This is a genomic window from Ruegeria sp. AM7, from assembly GCF_056535965.1.
On the sequence record NZ_JBQFJE010000003.1, the window covers coordinates 1,615,715 to 1,631,599 of the forward strand.

15 protein-coding genes are annotated in these 15,885 nt (G+C 61.4%); 7 read left to right on the forward strand and 8 right to left on the reverse strand.

The features are described 5' to 3' along the window. Positions 1-60: 60 nt before the first annotated feature. Together ACR3EG_RS12050 and argE are read left to right on the forward strand one after the other, a co-directional pair. The gene (locus ACR3EG_RS12050) at positions 61-1,245 is read left to right on the forward strand and encodes a M24 family metallopeptidase (RefSeq protein ID WP_480496017.1); all 1,185 of its coding nucleotides are present in this window, start codon (positions 61-63) and stop codon (positions 1,243-1,245) included. Continuing rightward, a complete protein-coding gene (gene argE / locus ACR3EG_RS12055; RefSeq protein WP_480496019.1) occupies positions 1,242-2,399 on the forward strand; it encodes an acetylornithine deacetylase in 1,158 nt (385 codons plus the stop codon). Before ACR3EG_RS12050 ends, argE begins: the two co-directional genes overlap by 4 nt. On the opposite strand, the gene ACR3EG_RS12060 is transcribed toward argE, so the two are convergent. Genes ACR3EG_RS12060 through ACR3EG_RS12085 form a run of 6 tightly spaced genes read right to left on the reverse strand, consistent with a single transcriptional unit; the run spans position 2,396 to position 8,072 of the window. Further along, positions 2,396-3,262 carry an urea carboxylase-associated family protein gene (locus ACR3EG_RS12060; protein WP_480496021.1) on the reverse strand — a complete coding sequence of 289 codons (867 nt, stop codon included), beginning with the start codon at positions 3,260-3,262 and terminating at the stop codon, positions 2,396-2,398. The two genes, argE and ACR3EG_RS12060, sit on opposite strands and share 4 nt — an antisense overlap. A gap of 27 nt (positions 3,263-3,289) precedes the next feature. Beyond that, positions 3,290-4,768, reverse strand: a complete 1,479-nt coding sequence (locus tag ACR3EG_RS12065; RefSeq protein WP_480496022.1) for an aldehyde dehydrogenase — start codon at positions 4,766-4,768, stop codon at positions 3,290-3,292. An 8-nt stretch (positions 4,769-4,776) separates the two neighbouring features. Continuing rightward, entirely contained in the window at positions 4,777-5,811 is a 1,035-nt protein-coding gene (locus ACR3EG_RS12070) for an LLM class flavin-dependent oxidoreductase (protein WP_480496024.1), read from the reverse strand. Beyond that, a complete protein-coding gene (locus ACR3EG_RS12075) occupies positions 5,811-6,728 on the reverse strand; it encodes a flavin reductase family protein (RefSeq protein WP_480496026.1) in 918 nt (305 codons plus the stop codon). Before ACR3EG_RS12075 ends, ACR3EG_RS12070 begins: the two co-directional genes overlap by 1 nt. Then, positions 6,725-7,501 (reverse strand): alpha/beta fold hydrolase, encoded by a 777-nt coding sequence (locus ACR3EG_RS12080; RefSeq protein WP_480496028.1) that lies wholly within the window; start codon positions 7,499-7,501, stop codon positions 6,725-6,727. The genes ACR3EG_RS12075 and ACR3EG_RS12080 overlap by 4 nt, the downstream gene beginning before the upstream one ends. Beyond that, positions 7,473-8,072, reverse strand: a complete 600-nt coding sequence (locus ACR3EG_RS12085; RefSeq protein ID WP_480496568.1) for an amino acid synthesis family protein — start codon at positions 8,070-8,072, stop codon at positions 7,473-7,475. Before ACR3EG_RS12085 ends, ACR3EG_RS12080 begins: the two co-directional genes overlap by 29 nt. 105 nt (positions 8,073-8,177) lie before the next feature. Between ACR3EG_RS12085 and ACR3EG_RS12090 the strand changes: the two genes are divergently transcribed. The 5 genes from ACR3EG_RS12090 to ACR3EG_RS12110 all read left to right on the forward strand — a co-directional run bounded on the left by ACR3EG_RS12090 (position 8,178) and on the right by ACR3EG_RS12110 (position 14,139). Beyond that, entirely contained in the window at positions 8,178-9,017 is an 840-nt protein-coding gene (locus tag ACR3EG_RS12090) for a LysR family transcriptional regulator (protein WP_480496030.1), read from the forward strand. A gap of 77 nt (positions 9,018-9,094) precedes the next feature. Next, positions 9,095-10,345, forward strand: coding sequence for a sarcosine oxidase subunit beta family protein (locus tag ACR3EG_RS12095; RefSeq protein WP_480496032.1), 1,251 nt, complete (start codon positions 9,095-9,097; stop codon positions 10,343-10,345). Between the two features lie 14 nt (positions 10,346-10,359). Further along, the gene (locus ACR3EG_RS12100; protein ID WP_480496034.1) at positions 10,360-10,647 is read left to right on the forward strand and encodes a sarcosine oxidase subunit delta; all 288 of its coding nucleotides are present in this window, start codon (positions 10,360-10,362) and stop codon (positions 10,645-10,647) included. Next, positions 10,644-13,586, forward strand: coding sequence for a sarcosine oxidase subunit alpha family protein (locus ACR3EG_RS12105; protein WP_480496036.1), 2,943 nt, complete (start codon positions 10,644-10,646; stop codon positions 13,584-13,586). Before ACR3EG_RS12100 ends, ACR3EG_RS12105 begins: the two co-directional genes overlap by 4 nt. Further along, positions 13,579-14,139: a sarcosine oxidase subunit gamma gene (locus ACR3EG_RS12110; RefSeq protein WP_480496038.1), complete on the forward strand. Its 561-nt coding sequence runs from the start codon at positions 13,579-13,581 to the stop codon at positions 14,137-14,139. Before ACR3EG_RS12105 ends, ACR3EG_RS12110 begins: the two co-directional genes overlap by 8 nt. Here ACR3EG_RS12110 and ACR3EG_RS12115 read toward each other — a convergent pair. Both ACR3EG_RS12115 and ACR3EG_RS12120 read right to left on the reverse strand, forming a co-directional pair. Further along, positions 14,136-15,140: a GlxA family transcriptional regulator gene (locus ACR3EG_RS12115; RefSeq protein WP_480496040.1), complete on the reverse strand. Its 1,005-nt coding sequence runs from the start codon at positions 15,138-15,140 to the stop codon at positions 14,136-14,138. The genes ACR3EG_RS12110 and ACR3EG_RS12115 overlap by 4 nt on opposite strands. Before the next feature lie 68 nt (positions 15,141-15,208). Next, positions 15,209-15,811 (reverse strand): YrbL family protein, encoded by a 603-nt coding sequence (locus ACR3EG_RS12120; protein ID WP_480496042.1) that lies wholly within the window; start codon positions 15,809-15,811, stop codon positions 15,209-15,211. Between the last annotated feature and the right edge of the window lie 74 nt (positions 15,812-15,885).

The window sequence follows — 15,885 nt, forward strand, 5'->3', positions numbered from 1 at the left end:
ATTGACGTGACTGCATTCGTCCAGTTCTGTCAACATAACTCGAACACGACTGGAGCTGCCATGCCTCATGCCAATCCGGCCTTTTCACGCGCCGAATATGATCGCCGGCTTGCCAAGACGCGTTCCGCAATGGCAGCCGCTGGTTTAAACGCCCTGTTTGTGCAGGACCCATCGAATATGGCGTGGCTGACCGGTTATGAGGGCTGGTCCTTCTACGTGCATCAAGGCGTCGTCGTCCTTCACGATGCCGATCCCATCTGGTGGGGCCGCAATCAGGACGCCAACGGCGCGCGGCGCACGGTCTGGATGAGCGATGACCGCATTCACGGCTATGCAGATAACTATGTACAATCGACCGAGCGGCACCCGATGCAAGATCTTGCCCGGCTGATCCTCGATTGTGGTCTTGGGCAGGCGCGTATCGGGGTTGAGTTGGACAATTACTATTACTCGGCCAAGGCGCATCTGACATTGGCCGCCGAATTGCCTCAGGCCACGTTGGAAGATGCCAACGCTTTGGTGAACTGGCAGCGCGCCGTGAAATCAAGTGAAGAGATCGCCCTGATGCGCAAAGCTGCGCGGATTTCAGAACATGTGATTGATGGGGTGATAGAACGGATCGAACCCGGCCTGCGCAAGAACGAACTGGTGGCGCAGATTTACCATGACGCGATCTCGGGCGTGGGTGAGGATTGGGGCGATTACGCCGCCATCGTGCCCCTTCTGCCCTCGGGGCCCGATGCCGCCGCGCCGCATCTGACATGGGACGGCGCGCCCTTCAAATCCGGGGAATGCACGTTTTTCGAACTGTCCGGCTGTTACCGCCGCTATCACGCACCTTTCTGCCGGTCGGTCTTTCTGGGCCAGCCGCCCGATCACCTGCTACGGGCCGAGGCCGCGCTTGCCGAAGGGCTTGAGGCCGGGCTGGACGCCGCCCGTGCGGGCAATCAGGCGCGCGACATCGCGCTGGCACTGGCCGCCCCGCTGGAACGTGCCGGGATCGAGCGCGGCGCGCGATGCGGGTATCCGGTGGGCCTCAGCTATCCGCCGGATTGGGGTGAGCGGACGATCTCCCTGCGCCCCGAGGATGAGACGGTGCTGGAACCCGGCATGACGTTCCACTTTATGCCGGGCCTGTGGATGGACGACTGGGGCCTTGAAATCACCGAGACCATCCTGATCACCGATTCCGGCCGTGCAGAATGTCTGTGTAACCGGCCCCGCAAACTGTTCGTGAAACCATGACCCTGACCAGAACCACCGAAATCCTCGCCGATCTGATCGCCTTTGAAACTGTATCTGCGGACAGCAATCTTGAGGCCATCCGATACCTGACCGACCACCTTCAGGCCTTGGGTGCGCGCTGTATCGAAACACGCGATACAACGGGCAAGAAGGCCAATGTCTTTGCCACCCTCGGCCCCGACATGCCCGGCGGCATCCTGCTGTCTGGTCATACGGATGTGGTGCCGGTGGCTGATCAGGACTGGACCTCGGACCCGTTCGAAATGGTCGAGCGTGATGGCCGCCTGTATGGGCGCGGCACCTGCGACATGAAGGGGTTTATTGCGGCGTCTTTGGCCTTTGCCGAAGCGTTAGACGTCGAAAAACTGACCCAACCGCTGCATTTCGCCTTTACCTATGATGAGGAAACCGGCTGTCTGGGCGCGCAGAATCTGGTCAATGACCTGTCCCAGCGCGGCATCGTGCCGGACATCGCCATCATCGGCGAACCGACCGAAATGCGGGTGATCGAAGGCCACAAGGGCTGCTTTGAATACACCACGCGTTTTACCGGGCTTGAGGGACACAGCTCGGCCCCCGATGACGGCGTGAACGCCGCCGAATACGCCGCGCGCTATGTCGGAAAGCTGTTGGAATTGCGCCACGTTCTGAAATCCCGCGCCCCTGCGGGCAGCTTGTTTGAACCCCCATGGACCACGATCAATGTCGGGTTCTTCAACGGCGGCGTGGCCCATAACGTGATCGCCAGCAAAGCCGAGATCGGTTGGGAAATGCGCCCGGTGCAGGCCAGTGACGCCGACCTCGTCAACCAGACGCTCAGCGATTACGTGACCCACACCCTGCTCCCCGAGATGAAGGCCGTCCACCCCGAGGCCAGCATCACCCAAGACGTGGTGGCCGAGGTGCAAGGGCTCGAGCCGATGGAGGACAACGCCGCCCGCAAACTGGTGGCCGAGCTGACCGGCGCCAATGGCACCGGCACGGTCGCCTTCGCCACCGAGGCCGGTCTGTTCCAGCAGCTTGGCGTTCACGCTATCGTCTGCGGCCCGGGCTCGATCACACAGGCGCACAAGGCCGACGAATATGTCGAGATCGAGCAGCTGGACCTGTGTTGCCGGATGCTCGACCGATTGGGCCGCCGCCTGATCGCCTAGCCCGTGCCGTGGGTCCGGTCATAGGCGGATCGCGGCGGCTGAACATGGGCCGCGCGGGCATCTTCGCCGGGGTCATAGACCTCCATCAACAAAGGGTAACAGGCGGCGACGTCCGAGGAATGCTCGGAGGAACAATCGCCGCCGGGACAGGCCGAAAGGCCCACGATCAGGTCAATCTCGGCGTAGAATTCAAGGTAGTCGCCCGGTCGCACCGGGCTGGCCTTCATGAAATACTGCCCTGTGTCGCGGGTAAAGCCGGTACACATGAAGACATTCAGCACGTCATGCACATGCATCTCGGCCTCGTGCAGCGGCAGATCGCAATGATCAGCCAAGGCGCGGGTCAGGTTGGAATGGCAGCAATAGTGATAGTCATCCCCCGACAGCAGCCGACCTGTATAGGGATCACAGCGCGTGCCGATCACATCATGGACCGAGCCGCCATAGGCATCGAACCCGTACCAATCCAGCGTGTCCCCCACGATGGTTGCCATCGGGCGCATGTTGGGAAAGCTGGACCACATGCGATCCCCTGTCGACAGATGCGTGCCGTGCAACGCGCGGGTTTTGCCGGAATAGAACCGCTCGGTCAGGTCGTGCTTGTTCCACATGTTCAGATCGCCGACCTGCGGGCCATCCACCGACACAACACGCACAAAGGCCCCGGCGGGCACCTCGATACAGGCCGCGTCACGCGGGGCCGCCGTGGCCTCGGACGTTTTGACCGCGCCTTGCTGCAGGGTGTTCAGCCCGGCGATATCGGGTTGGGGCAGCGTATCCGGCGGATAGCAGACGAGCGGAGGGATGTCCTTACGCGCCCCCGCATCTGCGGGGGCTGGGAAGTGGGGTGTCTTCAGTTTCATGCGCGCTCTCCCTGTGTTTCCGCAGGTTTAGCGCATCACAAACGGGTTCGCCATCGGCTCTTGCGCAGTGCTGATCCACGTGGTTTTCGTGCGGGTGTAATCCAGAATGGCCTCAACCCCGGCCTCGCGTCCATAGCCGGATTGGTTGAACCCGCCAAAGGGCGCAATCGGGGAAATCGCGCGATAGGTATTCACCCAGCAAATCCCCGCGCGGATGCGTTTCGACACCCGATGCGCCCGCGCAAGGTTCTGCGTGAAGACGCCGGACCCCAGACCATAAGGCGTGGAATTGGCCAGCGCGATGGCCTCTTCTTCGGTCTCGAACGGCAGCAGAGACATGACCGGGCCGAACATCTCAACCTTCAGAGTCTCGGTCTCAGGCACTGCGCATTCGACCAGCGTAGGCGTCATGTAATTGCCCGGACGATCTGCGGGTGCGCCGCCAAATCGGATCGTGGCCCCCTGCCCCTGGGCGGCAGCCAGAGTCGCTTCGATTTTGCTGACCTGCGCAGCGGTGCACAATGGGCCGACATGCGTGTCGGGCTGCAGCGGATCGCCCAACCGAATGGCGCCGGCCTTCTGTGAAATCTTTTCGATCAGCGGCTCAAGGATCGAACGATGCACCAATCCCCGTGTTCCCGCCACGCAGCTTTGGCCCGAGGCCCCGAAATTCCCGGCGATCAGCCCGTTTGCGGCCCCGTCCAGATCGGCATCGTCAAACACAAGGATCGGAGATTTCCCGCCCAGCTCCAGTGAAGTCACCGCGAAATTCTCGGCCGAGTTTCGCACCACGTGGCGTGCAGTCTCGGGCCCTCCGGTAAAGGCGATGCGGTCCACATCCGCGTGGCGGGTCAGCGGGATCGCGCAGTTCTGGGCGTCGCCGGTGATGACCGAAACAACGCCGGGCGGGAACCCGGCTTGTTCGATCAGCCGCGCGAATTCCAACATCGGCGCGGGGGCGATTTCCGAGGCTTTCAGCACCACCGAGCACCCCGCCGCAAGCGCGGGGCCCAGCTTGGTGGCCGTCAGGAACATCTGCGCATTCCATGGCACGATGGCGGCAACGACCCCAATCGGCTCGCGCGTGGTAAAGACATGCATGTCGGGCTTGTCGATCGGCAAGACAGTACCTTCGACCTTGTCCGCCAGCCCCGCGAAATAGCGATAATAATCCGCCACATAGCCCGTCTGCATCGCCGTTTCCGCCAGTAGCTTGCCGCTGTCGGTGGTCTCCAGTTCTCCTAACTTCTGTGCGTGTTCAGCCACCAGATCGGCCAGCCGGTACAGCAGCTTACCGCGCGCCGTCGCCGTCATGTCGCGCCATGCGGGGTCGTCCAACACGCGCTTGGCTGCGGCCACGGCGCGGTTCACGTCATCGGGCGCGGCGCAGGCGAATGTGGCCCAGCCCTGCCCGGTAGCCGGGTTTTCCGAGGTCATGACCTGCGCATCCGCGCCCTCGGACCATGCGCCGTCAATGAAAAGCTGAAAATGTGGAAGGTTTCCCATGGTGTTCCTCACTGAAAGGCTGGCATGACTTCGTCGATGAACCGCGCCAAAGAGGCGCGCTTGCGGTCATTGGTCATGCCGCTATCGACCCAGAACGAAAACTCATCATAGCCCAAATCCTCGTACCGTTTGATCCGGTCAATCACCTGCTGCGTTGTGCCAACGGTCAGATCCTGGCCCAGTTTCTCGGTCGTATACATCGGGTTGGCGTCCATCTCCTGATCCGAGATCGGCTGGATCAACCCTTGCTGCACGGGCCGCTTGTTCAGGAACCATGCGCCGAAGTAATTGTAATAACGGCGTAATTCCTGCACACCTTGCGCCACGTCATCCTCATCCGCCCCGACATAGGTGTGATGCAACAGCATGACCTTGGGGCGCGGTCCCGAATAGCTTTCGCAGGCCGCATTGAACCGGCTCATCAGCGTCTCAATCTCTTCCATGCCCTGCCACAGCGGCGTGACCTGAATGTTGAACCCGTTGTGAACACCGAATTCGTGGCTGTTGGGATCGCGCGCGGCGATCCAGATCGGGGGGCCGTCTTCCTGATACGGCTTCGGGGCCGAGGTGGCCGCCGGGAACGAATAGAACTCGCCCTCATGCGCACAATCCCCGCGCCAGATTTGCGGCACCAGAGGGGTGCATTCGCGCATTCTTTGCCCGGCCTCCCACGCATCCATGCCGGGCATCAGACGCTCGTATTCATAGGAATAGGCCCCGCGCGCGATCCCCAGCTCGATCCGGCCCTTGGTCATCTGATCCGCCGCCGCGGCCTCACCCGCCAGTTTGATCGGATGCCAGAACGGCGCGATCACCGTACCGGTGCCCAGGCGCACATTCTTGGTGTGATGCGCCAGATCGACCAGAGACAGGAACGGATTCGGCGCGATGGTGAATTCCATCCCGTGATGTTCACCCGTCCAGACCGCGCGCATGCCGCCATCGTCGGCCATTTTCACAAGGCTCACGAACTCATCATACAACACATCATGGGGCTGATCGGGTGTCAGACGTTCCATATGGGCAAAGAGGGAAAACTCCATCAACCGGCTCCTTTGTCGAAACTGTGCAGCTCACCCCGGTCGGCATCGCCAAGGTAGAGCGAAAAATTCCCTTCGCGCGCTTCCAGCGCAAAGCGTGTCATCATGTGGCCCACCGACGGGGTGGCATAGGTCAGGTTGGGCAGGTGTTCGATGGCAATCCATTCGGTCCCATCGGGGGCCGCTGTCCCGGCGGATGAGGCCAGAAAGAACGTGTAATGCAGCTTGGTCGTCGCATCGTTGAACGAAGAATAGACCTGCTCCAGCTGTGCTTCGATCCCCCGATCCGCCAGACCCTGCGCCAGACGCAGACGCTGCCCGCCGGGCGCGGCACCAGCGATGTGGAAGGGGCTGTGCGCGGTCCCCCGCCGCTCCATCAGAACCGCGTCACCGGCCCGGATGATCGCGCCGCAGATGGTGGGCTGATCGCTGTCCATCTCCTGTTCCAGCCCGAGGCTGAAATACGAGCCGCCCACATAACCCAGCCCCCGGCCCCCGGCATGCGCGAAATCCGTGACCTGCCCGATCAGCACCGTATGATCGCCCGCCGGGATCGCCTGATGGGTGGAGCAACAGAACTGCGCCAGCGCCCCGTCGATCAGCGGCAGATCATGGGCCCCTGTGCTGTGGGCCACTTTGGCGAAACGGTCGCCCTTATAGCTCGCAAACGTGTTCGAGGCATCTTGCTGGCCCTCGGCCAGAATGTTGACGGCAAAGTGGCTACAACCCGCAAACACCTCATAGCTTGAAAGAAACTTGCCCGGACAGACCAGCAACAGCGGAGGATCCAGCGAGACGGATGAGAATGAATTGGCCGTGAACCCGACCGGGTTGCCTGCCGCATCGCGGGTGGTCACCACGGTCACACCGGTCATGAAACTGCCGAAAGCGTCGCGCAGCGCGCGGGGATCAAGCGTCATGTCAGGCACTCCTTAACAAACGACAACAGGATCGCGTTGACCTGTTGGGCATGTGTCATGGGCATCATGTGGGCGGCGTTCGGAATGATCTCGGCCCGCCCGTTCGAGGCAAACGCTGCCATGTCTTGCGACATGCGCGGGGTCGAGTTCGGCTCATCCTCGCCCGTCAGAAACAGGGCAGGACAGGAGATCGCAGCCAACTGCTCAGGCGTCGGTCCGTCGCTTTCGGCGAAGACCGTATAAGCCGCCTTGTAGGCGCGCGGATCGACCTGTTGCAGCCAGCCATCGCAGGCGTCCCGCTCGGGGGATGCCCTGTCATCGAACCAGCGCTGCAACGTGGTCGAGGGGTCATTGGCCCGCTCGGCATCCAGAGCCTGAGCCCGCGCCAGAACCGCCGTGCGGGCCTTTTCCGAGCGCTGGAAAATCGCGTTCAGCGCGGCCACCCCCTTGACGTTTCCGCCCTCTGCCGCAATCCGGGTTGCGATCAGCGCGCCCATCGAATGCCCGATCAAAACGGCCGGTTGGTCAATCAGCGCAGCCACGGGTGCGATATAGCTCGCCAATCCATCGACCGGGTGAAACGCAGACGCCCCATGCCCCGGCATGTCCGGGCACAGCACCCGGAAACCCGCCGCGACCAGAGCGTCAATCTGCGCCCCCCACGCCTCGGCCCGCAGGCCAACACCGTGCAGCAAGACGACCAGCGGCCCCTCGCCCGCGTCAATCGCGGCAAGGCCGCCGATCTCAGACCGAGGCCGGGTTGTCCACGTCATGTCCCAGATCCTTCAGGTCTTGGTAGCGGTCTCCGATGCGATGATGTGGCCGCCCCGTGGTCGCACCGCCCAGCACCACCACAACCTCATCCGCGCGCGGCGCGTCGGGGATTGAGAATTGCAGCGTCAGATAATGCGACCGGCGGCCCGCATCGTTCTTGTCCATCATCGGCACCATGATCGGCGTATTCGCCGGGCCGCGCGTGTTGGTGAAGGACAGGTAGGATTTGGCCCCCACCGCCTGCCGGTAGAAATTGCCGAAATGCAGCGTGTGGATCAGGCCCGAGGCATGTTCAACCTCACCATCCAAACCCACCACGGCCGCCTTGCCATAGGCTTCGATCGCCTCGCCGCTACCGGCCAGCGCCACCATCCGCTCGGTCATCATCTCGCCCAGCACCGGACCATAGGCCAGAATTTCGGGGCGCAGGTCTTCGGCATACCGTCCGGCCCAAGGGTTCTTGACCACGGCAGCCACGGCGAACATCCGCCACGGGCGCTCCGCCGGGCGGAAGCCTTCGATCAGAACCTCTTCGTCATACGTCACAATTTTGCGGATTTCTGGCTGCACGGTGTCCTCCTGCGTGTTGCGCGGAATATCCACGGCAGAGTCATGTTTTGACAAATGAAAGAAGTTCAGCCTTAGGTATTAACATCACTACTAGGTAGATTACCGATGGCCAAAACACTGCCCCCGCTGACATGGTTCAGATCCTTCGAGGCCGCCGCACGGCGGCTGAGTTCTACCGCCGCTGCCGATGAGATCGGGTTGACGCAATCCGCCGTCAGCCAGCAAATCCGCGCGCTGGAAACGCGGCTGGGCGTTGTATTGTTCCACCGCCACGCGCGCGGTTTGTCTCTGACGGACGAAGGGCGCAAATTGCTGCCGCAGGTCGAGGCCGCGCTTGAGATGCTGGAAACCGCGGCCTCTCCCTATTTGACCGAGGAGAAAGCGCGCCACATCACGGTTGCTGCCTCCATCAGTATCATCGAATGGGTGATCGCCCCCGCCCTGCCCGCGTTTCAGGCGCAACACCCCGAAACATCGGTTCGCTTTGTCAGCACGATCTGGCCCGACGAATACGCCGCCGCGCGCGCCGATGTGGAAATTCGGTTTGGATCGGCTAAACAGGTGGGCAAGGACGCGGTGGCCCTACAACCCAATCGGCTTGTGCCGGTGAAATCCCCGGCGCTTGCTGGCGAGGCCCTGCCGCTGATTGAATCCGTGGGCACCTCGGACAGCTGGACCACATGGGCCGAGGCGACGGGCCAAACCATGGGCAATCCGACGTTTTTCGTGGATTCCTATGGTCTGGCGCTGCAGATGGCCGCATCCGGAAACGGGGTCGCCTTGGTCAACCAACTGATCGCCGGTCACGCGCTGGGTTCTGGTCAAGTGGTGCGGGCCTCGGACCATACTGCCCCCGCGACCGAGGGGTATTTTCTGGCCGTCCAGCGCCGCTCACCGGAAATAGACGCCTTTACCGGATGGTTTTCCGACTTGTTAAGGGTCTGATTCAGACATGTCTATGTCGCATCCGAGGATATCAAACCGCGCCAAAATAGTGAATTCTGGCGAAAAAGGTCCGATTCATGCGATATTCCGGCTTTCGAGTCATCAAAGAGGCACTGACCGGCCACAAAGGCTGGAAACCGGTTTGGCGCGAGCCTGAGCCAAAACCTCATTACGACGTCATCATCATTGGCGGCGGCGGCCACGGGCTGGCCACGGCGCATTACCTGTCCAAGGTCTATGGGCAACGCAACGTGGCCGTGGTCGAGAAAGGCTGGATCGGGGGCGGCAATGTGGGGCGCAACACGACCATTGTACGCTCGAACTACATGCTGGACGGGAATGAGCCCTTCTACGAATTCTCGCTGAAACTGTGGGAGGGGTTGGAGCAGGACGTCAACTATAACGCCATGATGAGCCAGCGCGGGATCATCAACTTGTTCCATACGGACGGCCAGCGCGATTCGTATATCAGACGCGGCAATGCGATGATCCTGAACGGTGCGGATGCGGAACTGCTGGACGCCGATCAGGTCCGGGCCGAACATCCCTATCTGAATTTCGACGACGCCCGGTTTCCCATCAAAGGTGGTCTGGCCCAGCGCCGCGCGGGCACGGCCCGCCATGACGCGGTGGCCTGGGGCTATGCGCGGTCGGCGGATTTGCACGGGGTGGACATTATCCAGAATTGCGAGGTCACGGGCCTGCGGATTGAAAATGGCACCTGCTTGGGCGTCGAAACCTCAAAAGGCTTTATCGGAGCCAGCAAAGTGGGCTGTGCGGTCGCTGGACACTCGGGGCGCGTGATGGGCATGGCGGGGATGCGTTTGCCGATTGAAAGCCATGTATTGCAGGCGTTTGTGTCGGAGGGGCTGAAGCCTGTCCTGCCCAGCGTCATCACCTTTGGTGCGGGCCATTTCTATGTCAGCCAATCCGACAAGGGTGGGCTGGTCTTTGGCGGCGATATCGACGGCTACAACACCTACGCGCAACGCGGCAACCTACCCGTGGTCGAGGATGTGTGCGAGGGCGGTATGGCGCTGATGCCCATGATCGGCCGCGCGCGGCTGCTGCGGATGTGGGGCGGCGTAATGGACATGTCGATGGATGGCTCACCCATCATCGACCGCACCCCGGTTCAGGGGCTCTATTTCAACGGCGGCTGGTGCTACGGCGGGTTCAAGGCCACGCCTGCCTCGGGCTATTGCTTTGCGCATCTGCTGGCAAAAGATGAACCGCATCCCGTTGCCACCGCCTATCGTCTGGACCGGTTCCGTACTGGCCGGATGATCGACGAAAAAGGCGCGGGCAACCAGCCCAACCTGCACTAGAGGGGACCACGGATATGATCATCAACCACCCTCTGCTTGGGCCTCGCGATGCCTCAGAGTTCACCTATCTGGGCGATGCATCCCTGATCGACCGGCCCTACGGGATGGCCGAGAATGCCGCCGATGCGTTCTATGACTATGCCTATCTGCGCGACAATCCCGCCGGTGAACACCGCGAGCTGTGGTATCACGAAGCCGGGGACCGGTCTTGGCTAGTTGTCACCCGCAACACTCTGACCCACGAGATTTCCAAGGTTGAACTGGCCCGCGATGTGGCCCGCGCGCGGGGGCGTTCGAAATGACGCAAGCAAACCGGCTGACCGGCGGGCAGATCGACCGCAAGACCTCTCTGACCTTCCGGTTCGATGGACGCAGCTATACGGCGCATCCCGGAGATACTCTGGCCTCAGCGCTGCTGGCCAATAATGTGCGACTGATCGGGCGGTCGTTCAAATACCACCGCCCACGCGGGCTGCTGACGGCGGGATCCGAGGAACCCAACGGCATGGTGGAACTGCGCGCAGGCGCCCACAAGGAACCCAACACCCGCGCCACGACGATCGAGATGTTCGACGGGTTGATCGCAAACTCGCAAAACCGTTGGCCAAGTCTGCGGTTCGATGCGCTGGCGGTAAATGACTTATTTTCCAACTTCCTGTCGGCGGGGTTCTACTACAAAACCTTTATGTGGCCCGCCGCCTTTTGGGAGAAGCTGTACGAACCGATCATCCGCCGCGCTGCTGGCCTTGGCTCACTGTCGATGCAGGCGGACCCGGATGAATACGACAAAGGCTTCCGTCACTGCGATCTGCTGATCATCGGTGCCGGGCCTGCGGGCCTGATGGCAGCGCTGACCGCCGGGCGTGCGGGCGCAGATGTCATACTTGCAGACGAGGATTTCACGCTGGGCGGACGTCTGAACAGCGAGACCTTCTCGGTCGGCGACCGCAGCGCGCCCGATTGGACAGCACAGGCTGTGGCTGAACTGTCGGCAATGCCGAACGTTCGACTGATGCCGCGCACCACGGTGATCGGAGCGTTTGACCACGGTATCTATGGGGCCGTCGAACGCACCGGAGATCACCTGCCTTCGCTGCCCACCGGCAAACCACGCCAGATCCTGTGGCGGATCTATAGTCAAAAGGCGCTGCTGTGTGCCGGGGCGACTGAGCGGCCAATTGCGTTTGAAAACAATGACCGTCCCGGCATCATGACGGCCAGCGCGCTGCGGACCTATGCCAACCGCTTTGCGGTGACAGCTTCGCCTCGGGTTGCGATCTTTACCAACAATGATGACGGCCACCGCACGGCCTCGGACCTGCACGCCAAAGGCGTTAAAATCGCGGCCGTTGTAGATGTGCGCGAAGATGCCCCCCTCAGCTATGACTATGAGGTGCTGAAGGGCGCGCAGGTCATAAACACCAAGGGCCGTCTGGGCCTGAGCTTTGTCGAGGTCGCCCTACCCGACGGCTCGACCCGGACATTGGATTGCGGCGCGCTGGGCGTGTCGGGCGGCTGGAACCCGAATGTTCATCTGACTTGCCACCAACGCGGGCGACCTGTTTGGAATGACGCCCTTGCTGCTTTCGTTCCGGGTGAAAACCTACCGGTCGGCATGTCCGTCGCGGGTTCAGCCAATGGCGTGATGTCGACCCATGGTGCGCTGCGCTCGGGTGCCGAAGCAGCCGCTGCCGCGCTGGACCTGACCACTCTGCCCGACCTGCCCGAGGCCGAGGACGCGCCCATTGCCCAAAAGCCGTTCTGGTACGTGCAAGGCTGCAAACGCGCCTGGGTCGATCAGCAGAACGACGTAACGGTCAAAGATGTGAAGCTCAGCTATCAGGAAGGCTTCCGCTCGGTCGAGCATCTGAAACGCTATACCACGCTGGGCATGGCCACCGATCAGGGCAAAACCTCGAACATCACTGGCCTTGCGATCATGGCCGAGGTTGCGGGCAAGTCGATCCCCGAAACCGGCACCACCATTTTCCGCCCGCCTTACACGCCCGTGCCCATCGGTGCCTTCGCGGGTCGGATGACCGGCAAAGAATTCCACCCGACCCGCCTGACGCCCTCGCACCAATGGGCCAAGGAACGCGGCGCGGTGTTTGTCGAGGCCGGGAACTGGCTGCGGGCGCAGTGGTTCCCCCTGCCCGGTGAGACGCATTGGCGCGAGTCCGTCGACCGCGAGGTACGCCAAACCCGCGCTTCGGTCGGGGTGTGCGATTGCACCACGCTGGGCAAGATCGACGTGCAGGGCACGGATGCCGCCGAGTTCCTTAACCGCGTCTACGCCAACGGCTTTGCCAAGCTTGCAGTGGGCAAAACCCGCTATGGGCTGATGCTGCGCGAGGATGGGATGGTCATGGATGACGGCACCGCCGCACGGCTGGCCGAGGATCATTTCGTCGTCACCACCACCACGGCGAATGCCGTAACTGTCTATCGGCACATGGAATTCGTGCGTCAGTGCCTTTACCCGGATATGGATGTGCAGCTGATCTCAACCACCGATGGTTGGGCGCAATACGCGGTCGCCGGACCAAATTCCCGCAAGCTGCTGCAAAAGATCGTGGACCCGGAATTCGATATTTCGAACGAGGCGTTCCCCTTCATGGCCTGCGGCAAGATCACCGTCTGCGGCGGGCTGCGGGCGCGGCTGTTCCGTATCTCGTTCTCGGGCGAATTGGCGTTCGAGATCGCCGTTCCCGCGCGCTATGGCGACGCGCTGATGCGGCGGTTGATGACCGAAGGCGCAGAGTTCGACGTCACCCCCTATGGCACCGAGGCGCTGAGCGTGATGCGCATCGAAAAGGGCCACCCGGTCGGCAATGAGTTGAACGGCACAACCACGGCGCTGAATCTTGGTCTGGGCAAGATGGTATCAAATAAGAAAGACAGCATTGGATCGGTTCTATGCGCACGCGAGGCCCTGACCGCGCACGATGTGCTGAAACTGGTCGGGCTGAAACCGGTCAACCCCGAGGAAAAGATCACAGCTGGCGGCCACTTGATGAACACGGATGGGCCGGTCGATGCCGCGCATGATCAGGGCTATGTGACCTCGGCGGCCTATTCGCCCAATCTGAACAGTAATATCGGGCTGGGCCTGCTGAAACACGGCGATGCGCGGATGGGAGAGAAGATGCGCCTTGTGTCGCCACTGACCGACCTAACGGTCGAGGTCGAAATTGTGTCGGCCCATTTCATTGACCCCGAAGGAGAACGTCTGCGTGCATGATCTTGTCGCATTAACCGCCCTCGGCGGGACCGAGCCGCGTGTGGATACGGTCGGCCCGGTCACCTGCACCGAGGTACCCGACGTGGCGCTGGCCTCGGTCGCAGCCCGGTTGGGGCAGGAAGCCAAGGCGCGCAAGGCGTTGGCCCAAATGATCGGCGCACCTGCGCCCGACATCCAGCGCATCGCTGGCGGCGAGATAACAGCCTTCTGGTCCGGCCCCGATCAATGGATGGTCGAGGCCCCATATAAAGGCCACCACGACCTTGCGGATCAGGTCAAGGCAACCGTCGGGAATACAGCATCCGTCACCGAACAGACTGACGCCTGGGTACGGTTCGATCTGCGCGGCGATGGCATTTCGTCAGTGTTGGAATTGCTAAGCCAACTGGACCTGCGCCGCCTGTCCCCCGGCGCTGCAGCACGCTGTTCGATCCACCATGTCGGCTGTTACCTTTTGTGCCGCGATGCTGATCACTACAGCATATACGGCCCACGCTCCTCGGCCGGGTCGCTACATCACGCTGTGCTGACCTCGATGCGATCGGTCTACTAAACTGATGGCAGTGGCGCGTTGCCCTCGACCCGGAACCGGTTGATCCGGCGGCGATCCTCGGCCGGGCTGAGTCCGAATGCAGCCCGGTAATGTGTCACCAAAGGCGCGGCGGAACTATAGCCGACCGATGCGGCGATCTCGGGGATCGGATCCGCTGTATACATCACCATCTGCCGCGCGGCCTTCATACGCATGGCCCTGAAGTAGTGACTGGGGCTTTTACCAGTTGCCCGTTTGAAGGCACGTTCAATTTGGCGCGGCGTGACGCCTATTTCCCGCGCGACGTCGGCGATCGAGACTGGTTCGCTCATATCCTGCCCAAACAGCGTAACGCAACGCGCGACAAGCGGCGGAAGACTGTCGCCCGTTTCCGGTTGTGTGGCACTGGGCACCTGTTGGCGCACCCCGGCTCCACGCATCATGGGGTGCTGAAACCAACACGCAACCTCATGCGCGATTTCCGCTCCAAGACGATCCTGAATCAGATGCAATGCCAGATCAAACCCTGCTGCGGCCCCGGCGGCGGTGTAGCGCGTTGCGGTCCTGACGATGACTTCACTCCGGGCATCAAAATCGGGAAACTCGGCCTCGAACGCCGCTTCATAGCACCAATGGACCGAGACCGGTTGCCCTTGCATCGTGCCCGAGCGAACAAGCGGGAACACTCCACCGCTGATCCCACCCAGAATTGTACTGTGGCGCCCAAGGCTGCGCAGAGCGGCATTTCCCGCGCTGGCGTTTTCAAACCTCGAGGTCGGGCTACTAAGAAGGAACAGAATGTCGACTTCACCGTGATCCAGCAAGCCACGCATTGCGTCAAATCCCACCTCGGCGCTAGAACGTACCTTTTGTCCGCGCTCGGACAGTAACGTCCAACAAAAGGTCTCCTGCCTTGCGATCTCGTTGGCGGCACGCAAAGGTTCGATAACCGAAGTCAGGCAAGCCATCGGAAAGCCATCAAACAGCAGAAAACCAATCTCGATTCTGTCATCTCTGCACATTGGATTATCCTGGCCGAAAGTCCGCATCCGTGAACAGATTCTTCACGAACGGAACCAACCCTGACGAATTACGGGCGCAGCATGCCAAGCATCCTCTCACGTCGACGTTGTATCGACTTGCGAAAGGCTAAATCACTGACCAGAGCCAGCGGAAGCAAAACCCTCTCACCGACGCCGTCGATGACAGTCAACTTTCCGCCACGCTCTTGAGCGCGCACTACATTTTCATGGCTCATGTCTCCGACGATGATCCGTCCACGCTCCAGATCGTCCATTAGCTCGGCGAAATCATCGTGCAAACGCTTTAGAGCAACGGGATCGTCTTTGACCAACAGCCACTCGCTGTAAACCGTCGGTGCCAGTCCGCCATCGGGACCTGTAAGTTTTTCTACGGCCATGGCTGGCCCCAATGAGGTCGGTGCGTAGCCCATAAACAGCGCAAGGCGCTCAATTTCCGGACACCCCCTGTGCAGCGCGGCGAGGTATTCGTTAGCCTCGCGGTTCCATTGGCGTAAATTACCGTATCGTCTTTCGGCATAGCGCTGGACTGCGTGATTTCTGACAGGAATGTCCGCTCTGACCTTTAGCAGCGCGTCGTCGTGATCCGGGTGTTCGAAAATCAGGTAGTTGCGACTTTCTCGCAAAGGCTTACGCCCACTGAGATCAATCATTTAGTGTTGCCCTATGATAGAAGACGACGGTCGCGTCATTCGGAATAAAGTGTCAAACCGGAATTGGCTTAATA